Raw genomic sequence first — 23,301 nt, forward strand, 5'->3', positions numbered from 1 at the left:
GTAATCGTCTTCAAATCGCACATTTCCATCAGCGTGTGCCGGCCCCCGGTGCGGCCGAGGCCGCTCTGCGTCCCGGCGGCGCCGCCGGCAGGAATATGCGGCTCCCAATAACAGCTCATCTCGTTGATGTTGACGATGCCGACCTTCAGGCTTTCAGCAAAGGCAAAGGCGTTCTTGATGGTGCTGGTGAAGACCGCGGCCGACAGGCCGTAGGGGCTGGACGCCGCAAGTTCCATCGCCTCCTCGTCGGTCTCGAAGGTCAGCACTGGTGCGATCGGCCCGAAGGATTCCTCGACATTGAGCAGGCTTTCCCGGGTCAGTCCTGTGACGATCGACGGCTCGAAATAGAGATTGGTGGCAAAACCCGACGCCACATTGCCGCCGGTGACGATCTCGGCGCCACGCGCGCGGGCGTCCGCGATGTGGCTGAGCACCTTGTCGACGGCCACCGCATTGTTGATCGGACCCATCGTCGTCGCGGGATCGAAAGGGTCGCCCATTTTCACCTGCGCGGCCGCTTTCACGAGACCTTCGATGAAACGGTCATGGACGGATTTATGCACCAGCACGCGTTCGGTGGCCGTGCAGATCTGCCCGGCATTGGCAAAGCAGCCGGCCCCGACCTGGGCGGCGGCCATGTCGATATCGGCATCGGCCAGCACGATGGTCGGACCGTTGCCGCCCATTTCGAGCAGAAGCGGCTTGCCCGCTCCACGCCGGGCGATCGTCGCGCCTGTGACAGAACTGCCGGTGAAGCCGATGGCATGGGTGCCCGGATGAACGACCGCCTCGTCGCCCACCTCCGCACCGTCACCCAGAACGAGATTGATGGCGCCGTCCGGCAGGCCCGCCTCGATGAAGCATTCGACAAGTGCCGTGGCAATCAGCGACGTCGTCGGCGCCGGCACCCAGACGACGGTGTTGCCCGTTGCGATGGCCGGTCCGAGATAATAGAGGCAGGGCAGGGCGAGCGGGAAATTCCAAGGTGTGATGATGGCAAAGACACCCTTCGGCTGCAGGAAGCTGAAGGCGCGCTTGTTGGCATCGGCAAGCGGAAACGCCGCCGTCTCCAGCCACTTCATCTGCTCTGCCGCATTGCGGAAACCGAGAGCTGCCGCCGATGCTTCGGCCTTTGCTTCGCTGTGGAAGGGCTTGCCCTGTTCCAGGCAGAGCAGCCGTGCGAGCTCCTCGGCGCGCCTGTCGATCGCGTCGGCGATGCGCATGCACAGCTGAGCCCGCGCGAAGGTTCCCATCTTGCGCATGGCCTCGCGTGCGCCTTCGGCGGCTTTCACCGCGCGGCCGACATCGGCACGGGTGGAAAGCGAGAGATAGCCGAGATGCTCGCCCGTCGACGGACTGTCGATTTTCAGGAATTTGCCGGAGCTGCCGGCAATCCACTCGCCGCCGATGCGGTTGATGCCGATGCGGGCGGCTGCTTCCGGCTCCGAGACGATCGCCATGCCGCGCAGGTTGGGGCCTTCGAGAGAAGATTTGAAATGGACTGTCATCATGCGTTCCTTTGGCCGAATTCGGATTGGATGTTCAAAATGGCGGCGCGGCTGCGTTCCACGGCTGCGATGAAAAGTCTGCTGCCGGCCTCCGCGCTCGCCTCCGAGGGCGTACCGATGACGCCGTTGCCGCGGATGGCTTCGAAACGGCGCCAGACGGTGACGGCCGGCGCGGCGTAAAGGTGAGGATCCGGCCAGGATGGCGGGGTGCCGCCCGGCGGGATGAGATCGCGGCGAACGCTGTCGCCAAGCACATGCATCATCAACGACGTTTCAAGCGCACAAGCGTGACCGGTGCCTGTAGCGGCATCGGGCAGGGCCTCCGCCGCCAGGTCGGCGATGAGATCGAAATACGAGAAACCCGCCGTGACGATGCCACGCTTACCAAGCGTGGTGATCGCCACCTGGATGGCGGCGCGGTTTCCGCCATGCCCGTTCAGCATGACCGGCAGATAGCCGTCTTCGGCAAGGCAGGTGCAGAGATCGACGAGAACGGCGATGAAGGTCTGCGGGCTGAGGCTCATCGTGCCGGAGAAGGAGCGATGATGCTCGGACGAGCCATAGGCGAAAGGTTCGGCGACACGCATGGAAGCCTGTCCTTCCGCCGCGGCGAGCGCAACCGCTTCCGCAAGCCAGCAATCGACGCCGAGCGGCAGATGCGGGCCATGTTGCTCGACAGCGCCGAGCGGTAGAATGACGACGGGTTTATGCACGCCGGCTGTCGCGTGTCTTTCCGTATCCGGGGAGGTCATCAGCGCAAAGCTGGATCCAGGCGGGATCGGCAAGGCCGGAGCTGGCTCGTTCATCGTGCTGCCTCGACAAGCCGCGCCTTGGCGTAGGTCATGCCGGAATCGGCCAGGAGAGCGACCATGATGATTGCCCCCTTGTAGAGTTCGAGGCTGGACGGGTCCGTGCCGAACACCCGAAGCGCTGTCGTCAGCAGGCTGACGATCAGGGCGCCGACGACCGCGCCCCACACCGTTCCCCGTCCGCCAAAAATACTGGTGCCGCCGAGCACGGCAGCGGCGATCGCGTCCAGAAGCAGCGAGGTACCACCGATATTGGGCGTCACGACAGGCACCCGGCTGATCATGATCACAGCCGTCAGGAAGACGAAGATACTGGAGGCGCAATAGACGAGGATCGTGTGTTTCGTCACCGGGATGCCGGCAAGTTCCGCGGCCCCGGCATCCGACCCGAGCGCATAGGTACGCAGCCCGAAACGGCTGTGCCGCATCAGGATTGCTGCTACGGCGACGATCAGCAGTGTTGCGAAGATGACATTGGGAATGCCGAAGCTGCGCTCGATGCCGACCGCGCGAAGCGTCGGATCCTTCAGCATCAGGACGCCTTTGGAGGCAACCGCAAGCGTTGCGCCCTGCAGCGCGACCATTGTGGCCAGTGTCGTCACGAAGGGCGGTATCTTCAACAATGCGATAACGGCGCCGTTCGCGAGGCCGATCACCACCATCACGGCAAAGCCGACGAGCAGGGCAAGCGGCAGGCCGGCGCCGCCGTCGATCAGGCTGGCGATGAAGACGGCACAGAAGGCGACGCCGACGCCGGCGGACAGGTCGATGCCTGCCGTCAGCAGAACGATCAGGGCGCCCAGCGCCAGGATGGCGATCGGGGTCGCCTGAGCGACGATGTTGATGAGGCTGGCGGTTGAAACGATGCGGGCGTCGATGAGGGCGAAGATCGCCAGCAGGACGACCAGCAGGATCAACGGCGACAGGTCGAGAAAGCGCCTGCACCAGATGTTCTGTTGGCGGGTCATGAGGGTCCTCTCATCGGATGTGCCAATCTTCGACCGGTTCGCGCAGACCTGATTTGACGCTGCGCAGGATTGCATCGTTGACGGCGACGGCGCGCAGGGCGTCGCCGAGCGGCATCACGAAAGGGGTGTCGTCGCGAACCGCCGAAATGAAATGGTGGACCTCCTCGAAGAGATCCCCGGTGATACGGCCATTGACGGTCGGCCAGTGCAGGGCGTCGGGTTGCGACCACTGTCCCCGCGACAGGATGCGCAGACCATGGTCGCGGACGTCGAGGTCGATCATGCCTTCCGTGCCGATGATTTCCGTGCGTGCCCAGATGCCGGTCGGAACGGTCGGTGGCAGCGTCCAGCCGAAGTAGAGCTGTCCGCTCATTCCGTTCGACAGCTCGACGGTGGAGAAGATCGCGTCTTCGGAGCGAACCCCGAGCGAAGGCATGAGCTTGGCGACCGGGCGGGAGTAGACGGCGATGATGTCCGAACCTGAGATCCATTGCAGCGCATCCACGTCATGCACGCCGAGGTAGAAGCAGACGCTCGAATTTCCGTTCATGCGAAGACCGACTTCGCGATTGGTGAAACGGCCGCTGCTGCCGTGGATCGGCTCGCCGATCCGCCCGGATTTCACCGCTGCCGCGGCCTCGCAATAGCGCGGGTCGAACCGCAGGATGTGGCCGACCAACAGGCGCGCGCCGTTTCTCTCCGCCGCTCTAGCAATCGCCTTGGCAGCGGAAAGATCGTGAGCCATCGGTTTTTCGAGCAACACCGGCTTGCCGGCATCGAGCAGCGTGCGGCAGACGTCTTCATGCAGCGTGTCGGGTGCCGCCACGATATAGGCGTCGGCGGCATTGGCGGCCAGCGCGGTGGCGGCATCGCGGAAATGCCGGGCACCGAAATCGGACGCGGCCTTGCTCCCCGTGGCAGCATTCGGATCAACGAATGCCGACAGTTCCGCGACAGGGCTCGCGGCAACCACCTGCGCATGCAGAAGGCCCATGTAGCCGGCACCGACAATGGCGATCTTCAGCTTGCTCAAAGGGTTCTCCTTACAGGCATGGTGCAAGGTTGGATGCTGGCCGGGGTGCGCAGGCTGGCGGTGTGATCGTGCGATCACCGAAGGCCAGCGTCATCACGTCTTCTTCCGTCGCCCCACGAGCCAGCGTGCCGACAGAGTGGCCTTCGCGCATGACGACGATGCGGTCGGCAACGCCGAGAACCTCGGGCAACTCGCTCGACACCATGAGGATCGCCGCGCCCTCGGCCTTCAATCTTGCGATCAGGTGATGGAGTTCGGACTTCGCGCCGACGTCGACGCCGCGTGTCGGCTCGTCGAGCAGGATGATCTTCGGTTTGGTGGCAAGCCATTTGCCGATGACGACCTTCTGCTGATTGCCGCCCGAAAGCTCGATGGTCATTTTGTCGGGCTGGGCCGGCCGCACGCCGAGTGAGCCGATGAGATCGCGGGCGAGTGCCAGGATGCGGCGAGGTTTCAGCAGGCCGAAGTGACTGTTGTCGCGAATCCAGGCGAGGGACAGGTTGTCCCTGATCGACATCGTGCCGACGAATCCTTCCAGGTGCCGGTCTTCGGGTAAGTAGACGATGCCGGCGCGATTGGCGGCCTTGGTGTCGCCGCCGGTCTGCTGCCCGCCGAAAATTCTGAGCGTGCCGCCATGCATGGTCTCGAGGCCGGCAATCAGCCTGAGCACCTCGGAGCGGCCGCTTCCCATCAGGCCGGCGAGCGCGACGATTTCGCCCCTGCACACGCTGAGCGTGGCCGACTTCAAGAGCTTGCCATCGGAGATGTTGCTGATTTCGATCGCGGTTTCGCCGACTTGCGCTTCGAGATAGGGGAAGATGTCGCCGACGTCGCGCCCGACCATCATCGAGATGATCTCGGCCTCGCTGGTCTGGCGGGTCTGGCGCTCGCCGATGAAGCGCCCGTCACGCAGAACGACGACGCGGTCGCACTGGCTGAAGATCTCTTCCATCTTGTGGGAGATGTAGAGGATGCCGGCGCCGCGAGCTCTCAGCCTGTCGATCAGGTCGTAGAGTTGGTCGCGCTCGCGGTTGGAGAGCGCGCTGGTCGGCTCGTCCATGATGAAGAACCAAGCATCGGACAGAACGGCACGGGCAATTTCCACCATCTGCCGGTGCCCGACGGAAAGCGTTCGCAGCTCCGCGCCAATGTCGATGTCGAGCGACAGCTCGTCCATGATGGATTTTGCATCTCGCCGCATCCGGGCCCGGTCGAGAAATCCCAGGCGGGTATGCGGTTCGCGGCCGATGAAGAGATTCTCCGCCACCGTCAGGTCCGGCGAAAGGCTGAAATGCTGATGGATGACGCTGATGCCCCTGGCGTCGCTGGGGGAGTGGAACTGGACGGCGTTGCCGTCGATGATGATCTCACCCTCGTCCGGGCGATGCAGACCGGAAATGCACTTCACCAGCGTCGATTTCCCGGCCCCGTTCTCGCCGGCAAGTCCCACCACCTCACCGGCCGAGACGGCAAAGCTGACACCATCGAGTGCCTTGACGCCCGGAAAAGACTTGCCAAGCCCGCGCAAGGCGATGCTGTGTTTGCCGACCGGTGTTGCGGCGATGTTGCGGGGCGACGGGGTGGACTTGCGGCCACCGGTCTTGAACAGGGCGGCGACACTCTCCGGCTGGCTGGTGAGAACGGCCACCAGAATGAGGCTCGCGGTCACGAAATAGATCAGGATCTGCGGTACCTGCAGGAAGGACAGGCCGGTGTTGATGACGCCCAGCAGCAGCGCCCCGATCGCCGTTCCCCAGATGGAGCCCTGGCCGCCGGACAGTTTCGTGCCGCCGATGATGGCGGCTGTGATGGCTGTAAATTCGAGGCCGGTGCCGGCAAGCGGCTGTGCCGAACCAAGGCGGCCGATGGTGAGTATCGCGCCGAGCCCGGCCGTCGCACCGGCAATCAGGTAGACGGAGATGCGCACGAGGTCGACGGGAACCAGTGAGGCCCGCGCCGCGCCCGCATTTCCGCCGACCGCATAGATCCAGCGTCCGTAGACCGTACGATTGAGCACGAACCACCAGAGGCCCAGGCAGATGGCGGCGATGATGACGGAGACCGGCAGGAGGCCGATCGTCTCGCGTCCCGCGAAAAGCAGGACCGGATCGGCGACCGCGATGCTGGATGCGCCGGAGAGGCTGAGCGCCAGGCCGCGCGCAAACGCCATGGTGGCGAGCGTTGCGATGAATGGGGAGATGCCGGCAAAGCCGATCAGCGTTCCATTGAGCAGACCGATTGCGGCACCGCCACCGATCGCGGCGAGAAGGCTCAAGCTCGCCGAGCCGGTTGCCGTGTAGGCAAGACCCGCGGCGATGCCGGAACAGGCAAGATTGCTGCCGACGGAAATATCAATGCCGCGCGCGATGATCACGGCCGTCATGGCAAAAGAGATGAGGGCGATGACCGCACTCTGCTGCGCGATGCTGACAAGATTGCCGGTCGACAGAAAACGCGGATCGATCCAGCCGAAGACGGCGATGGCGACCAGCAGCACCGCGATGAGAACCGGTTCGTTGCGCCGCAGTAACGGAGAGGTCCAGGACTGGAACATGGGTCGGTCCTCTTATCGAGCATCATGCGCGGTCACCACGGAGCGGCGACGGCGATCGTCGGGAAAAGGGGACGCCGGATGATACGTCATCCGGCGCTTGAGCCGCTTTTAGGCTGTTACTTTGCCAGGGTCATGGCGGTCGCCGGAACCTTGGGACCGAGTTGCTCGGTATAGTTCTTGGCTTCCACCGCCTCTTTGTCGGTGTTGATGTATTCGAAGGTGAGGCCATCCGCCTTGAGCTTCGCGGCCGTCGCATCCGAGGTCACGAAATAGGTCGGCATGTAGAGATCCTGCGGCAGCTTTTCGCCGTTGGCCAGGCGAGCGGCAACGGCGATGTTCCAGTAGCCGACACGATAGGCGCCGGTCAGCACGTCCATCACCATCTTGCCGTCGTCGATCAGCGGCTTCATCTCGGCGTCGCCGTCATAGCCGCCGTAGAGCAACTGGGTTCCCATCGAGCTGGCAACGGAGTCGGCGGCCAGGCAAAGGCTGTCGGAGATGCAGCCGATGGCCTTCAGATCCGGATAGGTGGTGAGCCAGGTCTGGGCGGCATTGGTTGCCTTGGCTGCGTCCCAGCCGGTCGGCTCGATGCCGACAACCTTGATGTCCGGAAACTCCTTTTTCAGGGTTTCGACAAAGCCTTTTTCGCGCGTGTCGGACACGAAGTTGCCACGCGAACCGACGAGCAGGGCGACTTCGCCCTTGCCGCCAAGCGACTTGCCGAGCGCGCGGGCAACCATCGACATGTTGTCGTAGTCCGGATAGAGCGTCGAGTAGTTCGAGCCGGCCTCGACCTTGTTGCCCATGGTGATCACCGGAATGCCGGCGGCGGTGGCTTTCTGGATGACCGGAATGACCGCGTTCTTGTCGATCGGATCGATCAGGATCGCGCTGACGCCCTGATTGATGAAATTCTCGATGATGCTGACCTGTTTTTCCAGACTGCCCTCGGCGCTCTGCCAAGTGGATTTCACCCCATAGTCGGCGGCAGCCACGTCGCCCGCTTCCTTCATGCGGACGAAGAAGGAGTTCTGCAGGTCGATTGCCGCAAGCCCCAAAACCTTTTCCGCGGCAAGCGAGGGCGTCGCGATGGCGAATGCGAGCAGAGCAATGGATGCTTTCAGGGAAATGCACATGTTTCAGTTCTCCTCTTGTTGCGACAGGACGATTCTTCGCCTCTTTTTCATGTCCCGCACGACGACCGTCCCAGTGACAGGCATTCCGGCGGTATTTCGCGGCACTCGTGCCGTATCCATGTCAGGGCCGCGTCTGCGTGGACCGGCCTTGCTCAATCTCAGCCATTCAGGCCTTCGATACCGGCGCCACAGACAAGCCCGGCGATGCGGGCGCCGCGCGGTGGCTTGAAAGCGCCGCTCGTCAACGCGGCCACCGATGCCGCCCCACTGAGGTCGGCGGCGATGCCGAATTCGAACCAGAGCAATTCAGCGGCCTTCTGCATGTCCGCATCCTCGACAAGGACGATGTCGTCGACGTGCTTGGCGACGATCTCGTAGATGCTTTCGTCCGTGCGGCCGCAGGCCATGGTCGCCACCTTCGTCGTTATCTGGGGCAAGCGAACGACACGGCCGGCAGCCAGGGAGGCGTGAAGGGTCGGTGAACCGGTCGGCTCGACACCGATGATCCTGGCTTCGGGTTTGACGTGCTTCAGGACTTCGGACATGCCGCTGATGAGCCCGCCACCGCCGATCGCGACGATATAGATGTCGGCATCGGGCATCTGATCGACCATCTCCAGCGCCACGGTTCCCTGACCGGACACGATCTGGGCATCGGCGAAGGGATGCATGTAGAAGGCGCCGCACGCCTTTGCCTCGGCCGATGCAGCCTCATGCGCTTCATCCCAGACATTGCCTTCGAAGCGAACGTCAGCCCCCCATTTGCGAAGCTTTTCCGCCTTCAGCGGGCTTGCATTGTTCGGCAGGTAAATGGTGGCGGGAACGCCGGCCCGGGCAGCCACATAGGCGGTGGCCAGGCCGTGATTGCCGCCGGATGCGGCGATCAGTCCGTTTTCGATCCGGCTTGGCTCGAGCGTTTTAACCCGGTTCGTGGCGCCCCGAATTTTGAAGGAGCCGCTCACCTGGAGGCATTCCAGTTTCAAATAGACATCATGTTGAAGGTTTGCGCCCGTGGCATGGTCGAGCTTGACGACCGGGGTGCGCCGTATGAAGGGGGCAATGCGCCGGGCAGCCGCCATGATGTCCTCATGGCTCATCGGTCAGTGCCTCCGGATATTCGTTGGCAAGCACGAAGCAGCAATTCCCCGGACGCACACGGCCGGGCTGACGCTTGGCGAAAACGATACCGTCGATGGGGTGAAGAAGATCGATGGGCGCGCGTGACGGCGTGTGGAGGAAGTGAATGCGTCCGGCAAGGTCGCCCTTGCTGACGGCACTGCCGAGCGGGCTCAAGGGCTCGAAGACACCGTCCTCCTCGGAAAGCAGATAGCCTTCGCTTCCGGGAACCTTGAGCACGCGTGCGTTGGCGCCAGGGGCGATGTCAGGCGCGCCCTTCAGAACGCCTGCATGTTTCAGCACATTGCGGATGCCCCTGCGGCAGATGGCCAGCGCATCCGGACTGACAAGGCCGCCGCCGGCCATCTCACTGCCGATAACGATCAGTCCCTGGTGGTTGGCGGACGCGGTCGAGGTCCGGGTTTCACCGAGATTGTCGACCATGACAACGGTCGGCGCCCCGAAGGCGAGCGTCGCCCTGATGTTCTTGCGATGCCCCTGCGAGGTCGGGGAGGGCTCGATGATCGCGCTCGGCAGGATCATCAGGGACGAACCGCCGGAATGGAGATCCAGGAAGTAGTCGGCCATCGGAAACAGGACGTCATGCACGTAAGCCGCGATCTGGCTTGTCAGCGTGCCGTTGAAATCGCCCGGGAAACTGCGGTTGAAATTCAACCCGTCGACCGGGGAGGTGCGGGTGCCGGCCTCGACGGCCCGAATGTTGATGGCCGGAATCGCAATGATGCGTCCGGCAATATCCCGTGGATCGATCTCGCGCAGAAGCTCGCCGAGCGCGATCGGCCCCTCATATTCGTCGCCGTGGTTGCCACCCTCGATCAGGACCGTTGGACCGTCACCGTTCTTGATGACGGCGAGCGGAACGCGGACCGTACCCCAGGCATCGTCGTGCGGCGATTGGGGCACATGGAAGAAGCCCATCTGCTTGCCCTCGCGATCGAAATCGACGGACGTGTAAACACTGTTGTTCCGGGGAATGATGGTTGCGCGCACAGTGTTTGCACGTCTCTGGACGGTCATCGGGTCGGCCTCGAAATTCATTGTCCCCGTCATCATGTCAGTTTTATATATGGTGTCAAGTTTGGATATAAAACCAATGGCAATTCCGATTTCTTGTCTCTATCGTGCGGGACCACCGGGGATTCTTCGAATGGCAGATGACGCAAAAGAGAGTGGCAAACCGACCTATTCGGCCCCGGCGCTGACCAAGGGGCTGGATGTCCTGGAACTGCTGGCGGAGGCGCGGGCGCCCTTGACGATGAAGGAGATCGCGGAAGGCCTCGGCCGTTCGAAGAATGAGATTTTCCGGATGCTGATCGCGCTGCAGGAGCGTCAATATATCGAGCGCAACGCCGAGACCGACGCCTATTCGTTGACCGACAAGCTTTTCAAGCTGGGGCTGCACACGCCGAGCGCTCAGGATCTCATGTCCGCCGCCATGCCCGAGCTGACGCAGATTGCCGGGGACTCAAATCAGTCGCCGCACCTGGTCGTCTTCAATCATGGCTTGACCGTCGTGACCGCGGCCGCTCCCGGCGGCGAGGACATGGCGTTCACGCTGCGCCTCGGCTACGGCCGCCTGGCCACCGACGCGACCTCCGGCCATGTGATACTTGCCTTCCAGTCACCAAAGGTCGCAGCGCGGATGATCGATGAATGTGCGGCGCATTCACCGGCGCCGCTGGATCGTGACGCGCTGGAAAAGCAGCTTCGTACCATCCGCGCGGACGGCTACTGGATGCGCGAGAGCCGTGACTTCGTCGGGATCACCGATATCTGCTGTCCGGTCATCGGGCCGGACGGCAGTGCCGTCGCCTCCATCATCGTCGCCTATATCAATCGCCACACGCGTGAAAGCCGCCATGCCTATACTCTGGAGGTCCTGCGGGCTGCCTGCGATCGCATCTCCATGAAGCTGTCACCGAGGGTTCGCTAAGGGATCGTGATGCGCTGAGGGCGCGGCGAAGCACCGTCCGCCGGCCGTTTGCACCGGATTGATAATACCAGTATAGGTCCAGTCAGGAATGTTTTGATCCTGGGTGCTTCTCGCGCGGGAGGAAGGGCAATGACAACCGTGAACCTGATCGGGCTTGTCAGTCGGGAAATGGAAGCGACAGCGTCCGATGTGCCGCTTTACAGACGGTTGAAATCGGCGATCGAGGCAGCGATCCGTTCCAATGCTTTGAAAGCCGGCGCGGTTCTGCCAGGCGAGCGGGTTCTGGCGGAAGCCCTGTCGATCTCGCGAGTCACTGTGAGAAAGGCCCTGGCGCTGCTCGAAGAGGAAGGGCAGCTCAATCGCCGGCACGGTTCCAAAACCGAGATCGGGTCGCGGGTCGAGAAATCGCTTTCGACGCTGACGAGCTTTTCGGAGGACATTCTGGCGCGCGGCCTGAAGCCTGGATGTCTATGGCTTTCCAAGCAGATAAGCCGTCCATCCCCGGCCGAAATGATGGCCCTGGGTATTGCGGGCAATACCAATGTGGTTCGCATGCGTCGTGTGCGGACAGCCGATAGCGCGCCGATCGCTGTCGAGGTCTCGGCCGTGCCGGTTCGCTTCCTTCCTTCGCCCGAGATGGTTCAGGATTCCCTTTATGAAGCGCTTGATGCACGCGGCTTCCTGCCTCAGAGGGCAATCCAGCGCATGCGCTCGCGCGGCGCGTCGCTGGAGGATGCAAAGTACCTTCATTGCGACGCGGGCGCACCGCTGCTGATGACCGAGCGCCGCTGCTTTCTCGCCGACGGACAGATCGTGGAATACTGCGAGACACGCTACAAAGGCGACGTCTACGATTTCGTCTTCGAGCTGCAAAGATAATACCAGTTATGAACTGGTTGTAATCTGGTATTTTCCATTTATCGTGATGGCGACAAGGGAGTGCCGACGTGCAGCGGGAAGACATCGCCAACAGTCTCATCGTGTCCTGCCAGCCGGTTCCCGGCGGCCCGATGGACAGTGCGCAATTCGTGACGGGCTTTGCCAGGGCCGCTGTTGAAGCCGGAGCCAAGGCCCTGCGCATCGAATCCGTGCCCTATGTCGCGGCCGCCCGCCTGGCCGTCCGCGTGCCGATCATCGGTATCGTCAAGCGCGATCTCACCGACAGTCCCGTGCGCATCACACCCTATCTGGCCGATGTCGAGGCCCTGGCCGAGGCGGGCGCCGATATCATCGCTTTCGATGCGACGGAGCGTGTCCGTCCCGTTCCTGTCGAAGCGCTTGTGAAAGCCGTCAAGGCCAGGAACAAGCTGACCATGGCCGATTGCTCTTGCCTTGACGATGCGCGCCGGGCCCTTGCCGCGGGTGTCGATTTCGTCGGCACGACGCTTTCCGGCTATGTCGGCGGGCCGGAGCCGCAGGATCCGGATATCGCCCTCATCGCTGAAATGCGAACCCTGACCCCCTACGTCATTGCCGAAGGGCGTATCCGGTCGCCTGAGCAGGCGGCTGCCGCCGCGCGCGCCGGCGCCTGTGCCGTGGTTGTCGGCTCGGCGATCACCCGTACCGAGCACGTCACCTCATGGTTCCACCAGGCGCTTTCCGACGCCTATGCGGCGAGGGGCGCGCAAACCCCCCTTGGCACAAGTGTCCTGGGCATCGACATCGGGGGAACCAAGACCATGGCCGCGCTGGTCAGCGATGGCACGGTGATAGAGGACAAGATCGTGCGGACCGCGCGAGAGGCTGGACCCGACGCCTGGCTGGCATCCCTCGCGCAAAGCACGTCAGCCTGGTCGAGCCGCTTCAGCCGCATCGGCATTGCGGTGACCGGACTGGTGCAGGATGGACGCTGGTCGGCATTGAATCCGGCAACCCTTGGCATTCCCGACGGCTATCCGCTGGTCGAAAGGGCATCCGCTGTTTTCGGCAAACCGGTCTGGGCGTTCAACGATGCCCAGGCGGCTGCCTGGGGCGAATACAAATTCGGCGCCGGGCAAGGTCGCGACATCGTCTTTCTGACCATCTCTACCGGAATTGGCGGCGGCATCGTTTGCAACGGCCGATTGCTGTCCGGTCTAGCCGGTCACTTCGGTCTGATCCGTGGTCTGTCTGAAGACCGGGCTCCGCTCGAAGACAGCACGTCCGGCCGCTGGATCGCTTCGGAGGCCCTCAAGGCCGGTTCCAAGGCGGACGCAGCCGATGTGTTCGGACACGCGCTGAAGGGCGAGGACTGGGCCGGCGCCATCGTCTCGCGAAGCGCCTCGCGGGTCGCGGCGCTGTGCCGGGACATTCAGATGATGTTCGATCCGAAATCGATCGTCATCGGTGGCAGCATCGGTCTTGCAGAAGGCTATCTCGACCGGGTGCGCGCACATCTGAGCGAGGTCCCGCCGCGCCTTTCCCCCGATCTCGTGGCGGCGAAGCTCGGAGGCCACGCCGGCGTCATCGGTGTTGCCGATCTTGCCGAATGGGCAAGGTAACGGCGCCCCGGTCGTGTCATGCAAAAATCATCAAAAAAGAAGGGAACGATCATGAAATTGAGCAGGACATCTTTTGCGCTTATGGCCACCCTCCTTGCGGGGACGGCTTTGCCGACCTTTGCCAACGCAACCGTGACCGTGCTCGGCTGGCCTGGCGGCTCCGAGGAAACCGCACTGCGGGCAACCGTGGAAACCTACAACAAGCAGGCCAGTGATGCCGACAAGGTGGAGTTGCTGTTCTTCAACCGGGAAGGCTTTTACGACAAGCTGCAGGCTGACATGGCGGCCGGATCCAGTGCCTTCGACGTGAACCTCGTCGCCACCTACTCGCTCGGTCGCTACGCGCCCTATATGGAGCCGGTCGATCTTGGCGCGGGCGCGGCCAAGGTTTTCGGCGAATCCGTTCTCAAGACGATGCAGTTCGACGGCAAGCAATACGGCGTGCCGACAGACCTTTCGTTGCACTTCATGTACTACCGCAAGGATCTCATCGACGCCTTGATCGGGGATGACGCCGCCAAGAAGACCTATGGTGAAATCGCCCAGAAATATCTCGGCAAGCCGCTGCAGCCGAAAGACCCGGACAGCTGGACCTGGGACGACTGGGCGGCCACCGCCCTCTATTTCACCAAGCAGGTGAACCCCGACAGCCCGGTGCGCTACGGCACGGTCCTGCAGATGAAAAACCTGCTGTTCAACATGATGGTCTTCCAGTCGCTGCCGCGCTCCTACGGCGGCGACTGGATGGACAAGGACGGCAATGTCATGGTGGATTCCGATGCCTACAGGACCGGCCTCGAGCTCTACAAGAAACTCTATGATGCCGGGTCTTCGCCCAAGGATTCGCTTAGCTACGAATATGCTGAAACCAACGCGGCCTTCGCATCCGGCCAGGCCGCAACAGCGCTGCAGTGGAATGCCGCGGCGGCGGATCTGACCAGCACCGAAAAATCCCCGGCCGTCGCCGAGATGACCGGGATCGTCGCGCCGCCAACAGGTCCCGACGGACGCGCCGATCACATCCACGGCCTTGGTTTGGGCCTCAACAAGAACGCCAAGAACAAGGAAGGCGCCGTCAAGTTCCTGAAGTGGCTCGCCACCGAGGATGCGGCCTTGCTCTATGCGCGCAGCGGCGGTTCGCCGGCATTGTCTCCCGATGTCGTCGCCAAGGTTGCGAAGGAACGTCCCGACCTCGTCAAGCTCGGCGAATTCGCCAGCAAGTACGGCTATGTCATGATCGGAGCGACGTCCGCGAGTGCGCTCCCGGTCTATGAACTGCAGGCAAAGGAGTTCACCGGCTACTGGTCCGGCCAGCAGAGCCTCGAGGACGCGCTCGCCCACACCAAGGCGGGCATGCAGGACCTTCTCCAGAAATGAACCATTTGCCGGACGCCGGGTCGAGGCTCGGTGTCCGGCGCGTTTGGCGGATCGACATGGCCCTTGTGACACGTGCCGAAGGCAGGATGTATCTGACGCCGCTGGTCGGCTTCCTGCTTCTGTTCCTCGGCTTTCCGGCGATCGTCAATCTGATCTATTCCGTTTCGACCGTCACATTCGAGACGCTGCGCAGTCCGGTGTTGAGTGGTTTCGCCAACTATGTCGCGGTGTTGAACGACCGCGAATTCTGGAGCTCGGCCTGGTTCTCTCTGCGCTTCGGTATTCTTACCGCATCAGCGGAATGTCTGATCGGCCTTTTCCTTGCCATCTTCCTGGCGCCGCTTCTGAGCAAGCGACCAGTCCTGATGGCGCCGTTGATGCTGCCGCTTATGGTCGCGCCGGCCATGGTCGGTCTCATGTACCGGCTGGTGCTGCATGAATTCGCGGGCCCCGTCCCCTACTATCTCTTCGAATGGTTTGGCGACAGCCCGGCCTTCCTCGACATCAACAATGCCTTCCGCACCCTTGTCGTCGTGGAGACGCTGCAATGGACGCCTTTCGCCTTCCTGCTCTTCTACATGGCCTATTCGGCCATACCGCTCGACGTGCGCGAAGCCTCCTCGCTCGATGGCGCATCACCGTTTGAGATCGTTCGGTGGATCGACCTGCCGTTGATGAAGCCGACGCTGGTCATCGCGTTTTTCATCCGTTTCATCGACGGTTTCCGGGTGTTCGACAATGTCTATGCGCTGACCGGCAGTGGCGCTGGCGGTTCAACGACGTCCTTGTCGATCTACATCTACCAGGCCTTCTTCAAGGAAGGGGCTATCGGCAAGGCGGTCGCCGCTTCGGTTGTCTTGTTCCTGGCGTCGTTCATCGTTCTCCACGGCCTTAACCGGCTTGCCGGCCGCAGGAAGCGTTGACGATGGTCAGGGCACTGCGCTGGATCGTTTTTGCCATCGCCGTGCTGGCGATGAATTTCCCCATTATCGTGACGCTGATCACATCGCTCAAAAGCCAGCGCGAGCTTTCGACGAACCCCGGTTTGTGGATCAGCCAACCGACGCTCGACAACTACCTGGAGGTTCTGACGCAGACCAGCCGCTTCAACATCTATGCCTACCTGCTGAACAGCACCGTGGCGGCGCTGATCGGAACCGGCCTTGCGATCGTGCTCGCGTTCCCGGCTGCCTATGCGATCGCGCGTAGCGAGGCGGGAAAGCGCTTGGTCCTGCCGATCGTCATCAATCTTCGCGCCGTGCCGCTGATCATCTTCGCGATCCCACTTTACATGATGTACCAGTGGCTGGGCCTGCTCGATACGCGGATCGGGCTCGGGCTCATCCTGACCATCGTCAACGCGCCGCTTGCGCTCGTCATCCTGGTGAACGCGATTTCAGATGTACCGGTCGAACTCGACGAGGCGGCGAAAGTCGATGGCGCAAGTTCCTTGCAGGTGATGATGATGATCGTCCGGCCCGTCATCCGACCGGCGCTCGTCACAACCTTCATTTTCGGCTTCATCACTGCCTGGAACGAGTTCCTCTTCGGTCTCATGCTGACAACCAGCCGTGCCGTGCCGATGACGGTCGGCGCGTCCTTCTTCTTCGCCGCAAGCGGCGGCGGCGTAAAATGGGGAACCGCTTCCGCGGTCATGATGCTGGGTGCCTTGCCGCCGGCCTTGCTGGGTCTTGTGATGTATCGGCAGATATCAGGATCCATGACCGCTGGAGCGGTCAAAGGCTAAAGCAAGACGAGCTCGTCGTTCTGACTAGTTGGACAACCCTATCCGACAGGGCGAGCGCACTTGTCAGGCCAGGTGACTCGATTCCGAAAAGACTGATCAGCCGTCCGGACGGATCTGCCAGAATGTCGAAATCGCCGAACTGCAACCCGTTCGTTTTAGGCCGCAGCCCGCAATAGCTCGGCTCCAGTTCCCCGTCCCTCAGCCCCGGCCAATAGCGTCGGATGGCCGCGTAGAATGGTGTGGCCCGAGTTGGGTCGACCGCGTAGCCGACCTCATCGACGGGCTCGACGTCCGGCCCGAAACGAACCGATCCGGCCATATCCAGCGTCAGGTGAACTCCGAGGCCGCCTGGTTCCGGAACCGGATAAACAAGATGGTTGAAGGACGGGCGGCGTCCAAGCGCAAAGTAATTGCCTTTGACGTAGGTGACATCTGGGATTTTGCCGCCATGCCCGCCCGCAAGGCTCCGGGCAACGAGATGGGCTGACAATCCGGCCGCATTGATGACCAGATTTGCGGCGATCCTATAGCCTTCCATATCGCCGCCAAACTGGAGCTCGCAGCCCGTTTCGTCGACGCTGCCGCCGAGAACCGGCGCGCGAAACGCAAAGGTGGCACCGGCATTCTCGGCATCGCCCTGTAGCCCCAGCATCAGCGCGCGGCTGTCGACGATCCCCGTGCTTGGGGACAAAAGCGCGCCGGCAACGTCCAGTTCAGGCTCAAGCCGTTCCACATCCGCGCGGCTGAGCATCTCCAGGTCCGCAACACCATTGTCCGCAGCCTTGGTCCGGATCCCCTCCAGAATCGGCAATTCCGCGTCGCTGGCGGCGACGATCAGCTTGCCGATGCGTTTGTGCGGAATCCCGCGCGCTTCGCAATAGCGGTAAAGCGCGTTCTTTCCTTCGACGCATAGCTGCGCTTTCAGGCTGCCCTTCGGATAGTAGATGCCGGCATGGATGACCTCGCTGTTGCGGCTCGAGGTGCCCAGCCCGGGGCTGTCCTCGGCCTCCACGACAAGAACTTCGCGTCCCTCGAGCGCCAGCCGCCGCGCAATCGCCAGACCGACGACGCCGGCGCCGATGACGATGCAATCGACTTTCTCGTCGGGGACCCCCATCGTCATTCGCCAGACCCTGGGGCACAATGCAGGACGTGCAAGCAGGCCTCACCAGAATTCCGGCCCGCCGAAAGCACCACAAGCATGACATGTCACTCCATCGGCCGTTTTCTGTCCGAGCGTGCAACGAAATAAAGCACCGCGATTGCGGCAAATACCATAATGTTGATGATCGACGAAAGCGCATAGAGCTCCGGCTTGACGCCTTAGCGCAGTGCGCCCCAGGCGACCGATGGCATGGTAGGCGTGGCGCCGGGTAGAACGAGATATTCCGGCCATTGAGCGACAGCACGAAGGCTACGATCAGGCTGCCAAATAAGCCCGACCATGCAGGAATGCGTCATCGCCATCGATTATCGAGGCACGCCGGACAAGCTGGTCGCGGATTTCATTTCGGTGGTAAACCGCGTCTCCCAAGGCCACGATAGCCAAGTTGCGATGTAGTGGCGCGCCATGTTTGTCGTGTCCATGTCTTCGGAATACGCATGCGGTTCGGCGATCCGGCTCGGCCCGGCGGCGTGCATGCAGGGTCAGTATGACCGCAGCCTCGCCGCTCCAGGAACGCATTCGCAATCAGCTTCGGGCTCAGTTCTTCGAGCGAATTCAAGTCGGTGAGCGGATCAACGAGGCGGAGGTCGCGGCGACCCTTGGCGTCTCGCGTACACCTGTTCCTCACGCTCGGGTGCAATTGCAGGGCGAAGGGGTCGTAAGTTACGAGCCCACCGCGGCTCGATTGCTCGAAGCGATCCAGCCGGGCGCTCGCCGAGATCAGGTGGGGTCGCTTTCTCTCGACGAGAAAGTGATGCGCGACATGGCACTCGGTGTCCTGGATGGGGTCATCAGCGAGCGGGCACTGCTGGCGCGCCACAATGCGACGCCGGGCGCGCTGACCTCGACGTTGCGCCGGCTGATGCGCGACCAACTCGCCGAACCGTCTCCCGAAGGCCGACATCGAAAGGCTGCTGCGCGAGATCAACGGCGAGGCGGATGAGCGGGACGATCAAGCCGCTTGAATTCGACGGCGCGTGCCCGCCGCAGCCCAGCTGCAAAAGCGCCGGTTCAATGTTTGATTCACTGATCCGCTCCAACTCATTGTTTTTGCGCGGCTACTGAAGGAAGGCCGCTGCACGCCTTTCCTGGAGTTGCGCTACAGAAATTATCCCCGGCCCAGGATCATCTCCGCTGCCCGGTGCCCGATCATCATGCTGGGGGCATTGGTGTTGCCGCCGATCAGCTTCGGCATCACGGACGCATCCGCGACCCGCAAGCCACTGATGCCGCGCACCTTGAGCGTTGCCGGGTCGACGACGGCCATCGCATCGGTCCCCATCTTGCACGTCCCCACCGGATGATAGACGGTGAGCGCTTCGGCACGCAGATAGGCGAGGATCTCGTCATCGCTGCGAACATCCTTGCCCGGCAGCATCTCCGTCCCCCTGATCGGGTCGAACTCGGATGCGGCAAAGATTTGACGCGCGATCTTGATGCCTTCGACCAACACCCTGGCGTCCTCGTCGTTCGAGAAGAAGCGATGATCGATCAGCACATCCCGGTTCGACGCCTGGCCTGACAGTTTGAGTTCGCCGACGCTTTTGGGCCTGAGCACGCAGGTGTGGATTGCGTAGCCATGGCCGTACTCCACCAGCCTGCCGCGATGGCTGCGATAGCCGGGCACGAAGTGGAACTGGATGTCGGGAATGCCGTTCGTATACTTCGTCCGGGCAAAGCCGCCGGCTTCGACGTAGTTGGTGGTGAGCATGCCCTTGCGGCCGGCAAAATACCGGAAGGGCGCAGCCAGCACGCGGGGCAGGTTGGGCAGCGACAGGCCGAGCGTCTTCGTGCTCGAGGAGCGGACCGTGATCATGCCGTCGATATGGTCCTGAAGGTTCTTGCCCACGCCCGGCAGATCGACAACCGGCTTTATACCGGTCGCCTGCAACTCGGCGGCTGCGCCGATGCCGGACGCCAGCAAGATCTTCGGTGAATTGATCGCCCCGGCCGAAAGCACGATTTCGCGGCGGGCCGACAGCGTCTTCTGCTCGCCCTTGTACCGCACCCGTACCCCTGTCGCGCGTTCCTCGGCTATATCGAGGTCGATCACTTCGCATTCGCTGAGGATTGTGAGATTCTTGCGATCGAGCACCGGGCGCATGAAGGCGGTGAAACTGCTGAAGCGCTGGCCGCGATCCTGGGTGACATTGTAGATGCCGAGGCCGAACTGGCTTTCGGCATTGAAGTCGCTGTTGCCCGGAAGACCGGCATTGTTGCCGGCCTTGACGAACATCGACGACAGCACATTCGGATCGCGCGGCTTGTCGACCAGCAGTTCCCCGCCTGTACCGTGGTAGTGCGGGTCCTGGCCAAGCAGGTTGCGCTCGAGCTTCTTGAAGACGGGAAGCACGTCGCTGAATGCCCAGCCTGCGCAGCCGAGTCGCGACCACTCGTCATAGTCCTGCGCGGCGCCCCTGATGTAGACCATCGAGTTGATGGAACTGGAGCCGCCCAGCGCCTTGCCGCGATTGACCGGAATCCTGCGGCCGTTGAGGTTGGGCTGAGGCACGCCGACATAGCAGTAGTCATAGTTCGGATTGCCGTAGAGCGAGAGGATGCCGGCAGGCACCTTGACCCGCAGCCCGCTATCGCTGCCGCCGGCTTCGATCAGGCACACTTTGTGGGACGGGTTGGCGCTCAGGCGATTGGCAAGGACACAACCGGCCGAGCCTGCGCCGATGACGATGTAATCGTAGTCAAGATTTTCGGTCTGCATGGCCAGCCCCTTTGAGAATGGAGATGCCGGGGCGGCGCGCGCCCCGGCTGAGCGGCTCATTGCAGAAGCTGCGTCCAGACCTTGGTGACGAGTTCCTGCGCCGCCGGCGAGCAGGCCTGGCCCATCTTGACGGGAACGGTCGGGAACAGCTCCGGAGCGTTCTCCTTGTTGTAGAGCGCCTTGCTCTCGTCGATCTTCACCGGCGAAGAGTGGCCGTAATAATTGTACTGCGCCGTCGCGTTGTCGATCTGGGTCATGAAATCGATGAACTTCTTGGCGTTCTCGATATTGGTCGCGCCCTTCGGCACGACATAGGAATCCAGCCAGCCGACCAGACCTTCTTTCGGCATCGCGTATTCGACATTGGCCTTGTCGTTGCGGCGAAGCCTCATGGTGTTGCCGTCCCACCAGAAATGGGCGGCAACCTCGCCGCTGCCGATGCGGTTTTCGATGTTGTCGCTGGAATAGGCCGCCACGAATGGCTTCTGCGCCAGCAAGAGGTCGAGCACGCGCTTCATCTCCTGCGGGTCTTCGCTGCAGTATTTGATGCCGAGATAGTTTTCCGCTGCCGGAATGACTTCGTCGGGCTGCGCCAGGCTGGCGATCTTGCCGCGCAGCTCCGCCGGTGGCTCGAAATAGGTCTTCCAGCTGTCGACCGGGCCTTTGTAGAGGTCGCGGTTGACGGTGTAGCCGGCATTGCCGAAGGCGAGCGGGATCGAATGATTGCCTGTCGCATCCCACCACGGTTTCTGCCAGTCCGGCAGGACTTGGCTGTAGGCCGCCATCGAGCTGGCGCCGAAATCCTCGAGCAGCCCGCTGTCGATCATGATCTTCACGAAGTGCTGCGAAGGCGTGACGATGTCGTAGCCCGACGAGCCGGCCTGCAGCTTGGTCAACAGGTCCTCGTTGGATGAGAAGGCGTCGACAGTGACCTTTATGCCGGTTTCCTTCTCGAATTTCGTGACCATCTCGGGCGAGATGGAATCCGCCCATGCGTAGATGGCCAGCCCGCCCTCGGCGAGAGCGGGCACGCTAAAGGCGAGGCTCATGGCACCGGCCATGGCGAGCGCTGCAATTTTAGTCGTCATGTCATTCCCCTGTTTGTTGTTCTCCCGGGGGCGACGATAACAAACCGTCGGGTTCGATAAATTCGATTTGCCCGACGCCTTGATTAGGAAAAACTACGCCGCTGCTACTGCCGTCGCTGAAGCAGGAAGGCCACGGTCGCCAGCACCACCGAAACAATCATGATCAAGGTCGAGATTGCGTTGAGCTGCGGCGACACGCCCTGCTTGATCAGTGAGAAAATGTAGACCGGCAGCGTGGTGGCGCCGCCGGAATTCAACAGGTTGCTGGTGATGAAATCATCCATCGAGATGACGAAGGCGAGCATGGCGCCGGCGAAGACACCCGGCAGGATGAGCGGCAGCGTGACGCGACGAAAGGCGACCCAACCGGTTGCATAGAGATCGCGGGCGGCTTCCTCCAGATCGAAGTCCATTCCCTGCAGGCGGGCGCGTATCGGCAGGAAGGCGAACGGGATGCAGAAGGTGGTGTGGGCGATCATCAGCTTCACCATTCCGTTGGCGAGCCCGATCTCGGAGAAGAGGATCAGGACGGCGACAGCAACGACGATTTCGGGCAGGAGCAGCGGCAGGTTCACCACCGCTTCGGAGATGCGGCGGAACCGGACATCGCGGCCGCGCACCAGCACCAATGCCGCCATCAACGCGACAAGGGTCGAGGCGACTGTGGCGACCGTGGCGACGAGCAGGGAGGTCTTCACCGCTGTCATCAGGTTGGCGTTGGACAAAGCGGTGGCGTACCAGTGCAATGAGAAGCCGCCCCAATTGGAGACGATCCGGTTCGCATTGAAAGAGTAGAACACCACGACGGCGACGGGCAAATAGAGATAGGCGAAGAAGATCGCGCTGAAGAGACCGAAGCCCGGATAGCGCCTGACATCATCGTCCGCGTTCATGCCGCACGCTCCAGGCCTTCGGTGCGCATCGAGCGCAGACCCTGGAAAATCAGGAAGACCATGACCGCGGCCATCAGCACGATGGCGATGGCGGCGCCGAGCGGCCAGTTGCGGGCGCCACCGAACTGCAGCTGGATGAGATTGCCCATCATCATGGTCTTGCCGCCGCCGAGCAGGGTCGGCTCCAGGACCGCGCCGAGGCTTGGAACGAACACCAGGATCGCGCCGGCGATCATGCCGGGCCGGGTGAGGGGCAGGACAACGCGGCGCAATGTGGTGAGGCGGTTGCCATAGAGATCATGCGACGCCTCGATGAGTGCAGGGTCGAGCTTTTCGATCGAGGCGAAGATCGGCAGGATCATCAGCGGAATGTAGCTGTAGACGAGACCGAGCAGCATGGCGGTGTTGCCGAACAGCAGCGAGTCCATGTTGTCGACGAGGCCGAGACCGCGAAGGGTCTTTTCGACGACACCGTCCTTGCCCAGGATGATGATCCAGGAATAGACGCGCACGATCATCGAAACCCAGAATGGCAGCGTGACGAGATAGATCAGCAGCACTTTGATCGCCGGCCGCTGCAGCGCGATGAAATAGGCGACCGGGAAGCTCAGAAGCAGGCAGATCGATGTTGTCACGGCCGACAGGACCAGCGTTCTGGCAACAACGATGAGATATTGCGGATTGAACTCCATCTCGCCGGTCCAGCCTTCGTTGAACAAAAGCTGCGTGTAGGGCGCTGTGGTGAACACATATT

The 23,301-nt window shown here is 62.3% G+C and carries 21 protein-coding genes; 8 read left to right on the forward strand and 13 right to left on the reverse strand.

Annotated elements, in window-relative coordinates:
* The 8 genes from EOD15_RS07190 to EOD15_RS07225 form a co-directional block, all read right to left on the reverse strand.
* The coding region (locus EOD15_RS07190; RefSeq protein WP_245463596.1) for an aldehyde dehydrogenase family protein at positions 1 to 1,511 on the reverse strand (1,511 nt) is incomplete at its 3' end.
* Positions 1,508 to 2,314 carry a creatininase family protein gene (locus EOD15_RS07195; protein ID WP_127323041.1) on the reverse strand — a complete coding sequence of 269 codons (807 nt, stop codon included), beginning with the start codon at positions 2,312 to 2,314 and terminating at the stop codon, positions 1,508 to 1,510. The genes EOD15_RS07195 and EOD15_RS07190, both read right to left, overlap by 4 nt.
* Positions 2,311 to 3,285: an ABC transporter permease gene (locus EOD15_RS07200; RefSeq protein WP_127380973.1), complete on the reverse strand. Its 975-nt coding sequence runs from the start codon at positions 3,283 to 3,285 to the stop codon at positions 2,311 to 2,313. The genes EOD15_RS07195 and EOD15_RS07200 overlap by 4 nt, the downstream gene beginning before the upstream one ends.
* 10 nt (positions 3,286 to 3,295) lie before the next feature.
* Positions 3,296 to 4,318 (reverse strand): Gfo/Idh/MocA family oxidoreductase, encoded by a 1,023-nt coding sequence (locus EOD15_RS07205; protein ID WP_127323117.1) that lies wholly within the window; start codon positions 4,316 to 4,318, stop codon positions 3,296 to 3,298.
* A 10-nt stretch (positions 4,319 to 4,328) separates the two neighbouring features.
* The gene (locus EOD15_RS07210; protein ID WP_127408392.1) at positions 4,329 to 6,872 is read right to left on the reverse strand and encodes an ATP-binding cassette domain-containing protein; all 2,544 of its coding nucleotides are present in this window, start codon (positions 6,870 to 6,872) and stop codon (positions 4,329 to 4,331) included.
* Positions 6,873 to 6,988: 116 nt separating this feature from the next.
* On the reverse strand, positions 6,989 to 8,008 hold the full coding sequence (locus tag EOD15_RS07215) for a sugar ABC transporter substrate-binding protein (RefSeq protein ID WP_127322740.1): 1,020 nt from the start codon (positions 8,006 to 8,008) through the stop codon (positions 6,989 to 6,991).
* 158 nt (positions 8,009 to 8,166) lie between these two features.
* Positions 8,167 to 9,105, reverse strand: a complete 939-nt coding sequence (locus EOD15_RS07220; protein WP_127322711.1) for a threonine/serine dehydratase — start codon at positions 9,103 to 9,105, stop codon at positions 8,167 to 8,169.
* Entirely contained in the window at positions 9,095 to 10,198 is a 1,104-nt protein-coding gene (locus tag EOD15_RS07225; RefSeq protein ID WP_245463597.1) for a succinylglutamate desuccinylase/aspartoacylase family protein, read from the reverse strand. The genes EOD15_RS07220 and EOD15_RS07225 overlap by 11 nt, the downstream gene beginning before the upstream one ends.
* Positions 10,199 to 10,238: 40 nt before the next feature.
* Here EOD15_RS07225 and EOD15_RS07230 point away from each other — a divergent pair, with 40 nt between their 5' ends.
* The 6 genes from EOD15_RS07230 to EOD15_RS07255 all read left to right on the forward strand — a co-directional run bounded on the left by EOD15_RS07230 (position 10,239) and on the right by EOD15_RS07255 (position 16,682).
* On the forward strand, positions 10,239 to 11,078 hold the full coding sequence (locus EOD15_RS07230; protein ID WP_164749416.1) for an IclR family transcriptional regulator: 840 nt from the start codon (positions 10,239 to 10,241) through the stop codon (positions 11,076 to 11,078).
* 129 nt (positions 11,079 to 11,207) lie between these two features.
* On the forward strand, positions 11,208 to 11,957 hold the full coding sequence (locus EOD15_RS07235) for a GntR family transcriptional regulator (protein ID WP_127408395.1): 750 nt from the start codon (positions 11,208 to 11,210) through the stop codon (positions 11,955 to 11,957).
* 68 nt (positions 11,958 to 12,025) lie between these two features.
* Positions 12,026 to 13,558 carry a putative N-acetylmannosamine-6-phosphate 2-epimerase gene (locus tag EOD15_RS07240; RefSeq protein ID WP_127321547.1) on the forward strand — a complete coding sequence of 511 codons (1,533 nt, stop codon included), beginning with the start codon at positions 12,026 to 12,028 and terminating at the stop codon, positions 13,556 to 13,558.
* 81 nt (positions 13,559 to 13,639) lie between these two features.
* Positions 13,640 to 14,935: an extracellular solute-binding protein gene (locus EOD15_RS07245; protein WP_245463598.1), complete on the forward strand. Its 1,296-nt coding sequence runs from the start codon at positions 13,640 to 13,642 to the stop codon at positions 14,933 to 14,935.
* A gap of 56 nt (positions 14,936 to 14,991) precedes the next feature.
* Positions 14,992 to 15,858 (forward strand): sugar ABC transporter permease, encoded by an 867-nt coding sequence (locus tag EOD15_RS07250; protein WP_127321545.1) that lies wholly within the window; start codon positions 14,992 to 14,994, stop codon positions 15,856 to 15,858.
* Between the two features lie 2 nt (positions 15,859 to 15,860).
* Positions 15,861 to 16,682, forward strand: coding sequence for a carbohydrate ABC transporter permease (locus tag EOD15_RS07255; RefSeq protein ID WP_127321544.1), 822 nt, complete (start codon positions 15,861 to 15,863; stop codon positions 16,680 to 16,682).
* Here EOD15_RS07255 and EOD15_RS07260 read toward each other — a convergent pair.
* Positions 16,672 to 17,805 (reverse strand): NAD(P)/FAD-dependent oxidoreductase, encoded by a 1,134-nt coding sequence (locus EOD15_RS07260; RefSeq protein ID WP_245463599.1) that lies wholly within the window; start codon positions 17,803 to 17,805, stop codon positions 16,672 to 16,674. The two genes, EOD15_RS07255 and EOD15_RS07260, sit on opposite strands and share 11 nt — an antisense overlap.
* 529 nt (positions 17,806 to 18,334) lie before the next feature.
* Here EOD15_RS07260 and EOD15_RS07265 point away from each other — a divergent pair.
* Together EOD15_RS07265 and EOD15_RS37200 are read left to right on the forward strand one after the other, a co-directional pair.
* Entirely contained in the window at positions 18,335 to 18,790 is a 456-nt protein-coding gene (locus EOD15_RS07265; RefSeq protein WP_127408393.1) for a GntR family transcriptional regulator, read from the forward strand.
* The gene (locus EOD15_RS37200; protein WP_281035553.1) at positions 18,787 to 18,912 is read left to right on the forward strand and encodes a hypothetical protein; all 126 of its coding nucleotides are present in this window, start codon (positions 18,787 to 18,789) and stop codon (positions 18,910 to 18,912) included. The genes EOD15_RS07265 and EOD15_RS37200 overlap by 4 nt, the downstream gene beginning before the upstream one ends.
* Before the next feature lie 43 nt (positions 18,913 to 18,955).
* Here EOD15_RS37200 and EOD15_RS07270 read toward each other — a convergent pair whose 3' ends face one another.
* The 4 genes from EOD15_RS07270 to EOD15_RS07285 all read right to left on the reverse strand — a co-directional run.
* Positions 18,956 to 20,566 (reverse strand): GMC family oxidoreductase N-terminal domain-containing protein, encoded by a 1,611-nt coding sequence (locus EOD15_RS07270; protein WP_127323073.1) that lies wholly within the window; start codon positions 20,564 to 20,566, stop codon positions 18,956 to 18,958.
* A 56-nt stretch (positions 20,567 to 20,622) separates the two neighbouring features.
* Positions 20,623 to 21,654, reverse strand: coding sequence for an extracellular solute-binding protein (locus EOD15_RS07275; protein ID WP_127408394.1), 1,032 nt, complete (start codon positions 21,652 to 21,654; stop codon positions 20,623 to 20,625).
* A 104-nt stretch (positions 21,655 to 21,758) separates the two neighbouring features.
* Positions 21,759 to 22,547: an ABC transporter permease gene (locus EOD15_RS07280; protein ID WP_127322952.1), complete on the reverse strand. Its 789-nt coding sequence runs from the start codon at positions 22,545 to 22,547 to the stop codon at positions 21,759 to 21,761.
* Positions 22,544 to 23,301, reverse strand: a 758-nt coding sequence (locus EOD15_RS07285) for an ABC transporter permease (RefSeq protein WP_148129504.1), incomplete at its 5' end; no start/stop codon positions are given. The genes EOD15_RS07280 and EOD15_RS07285, both read right to left, overlap by 4 nt.

It is taken from the genome of Mesorhizobium sp. M7A.T.Ca.US.000.02.2.1, assembly GCF_003996995.1.
In the GTDB taxonomy this organism is placed as follows: domain Bacteria; phylum Pseudomonadota; class Alphaproteobacteria; order Rhizobiales; family Rhizobiaceae; genus Mesorhizobium.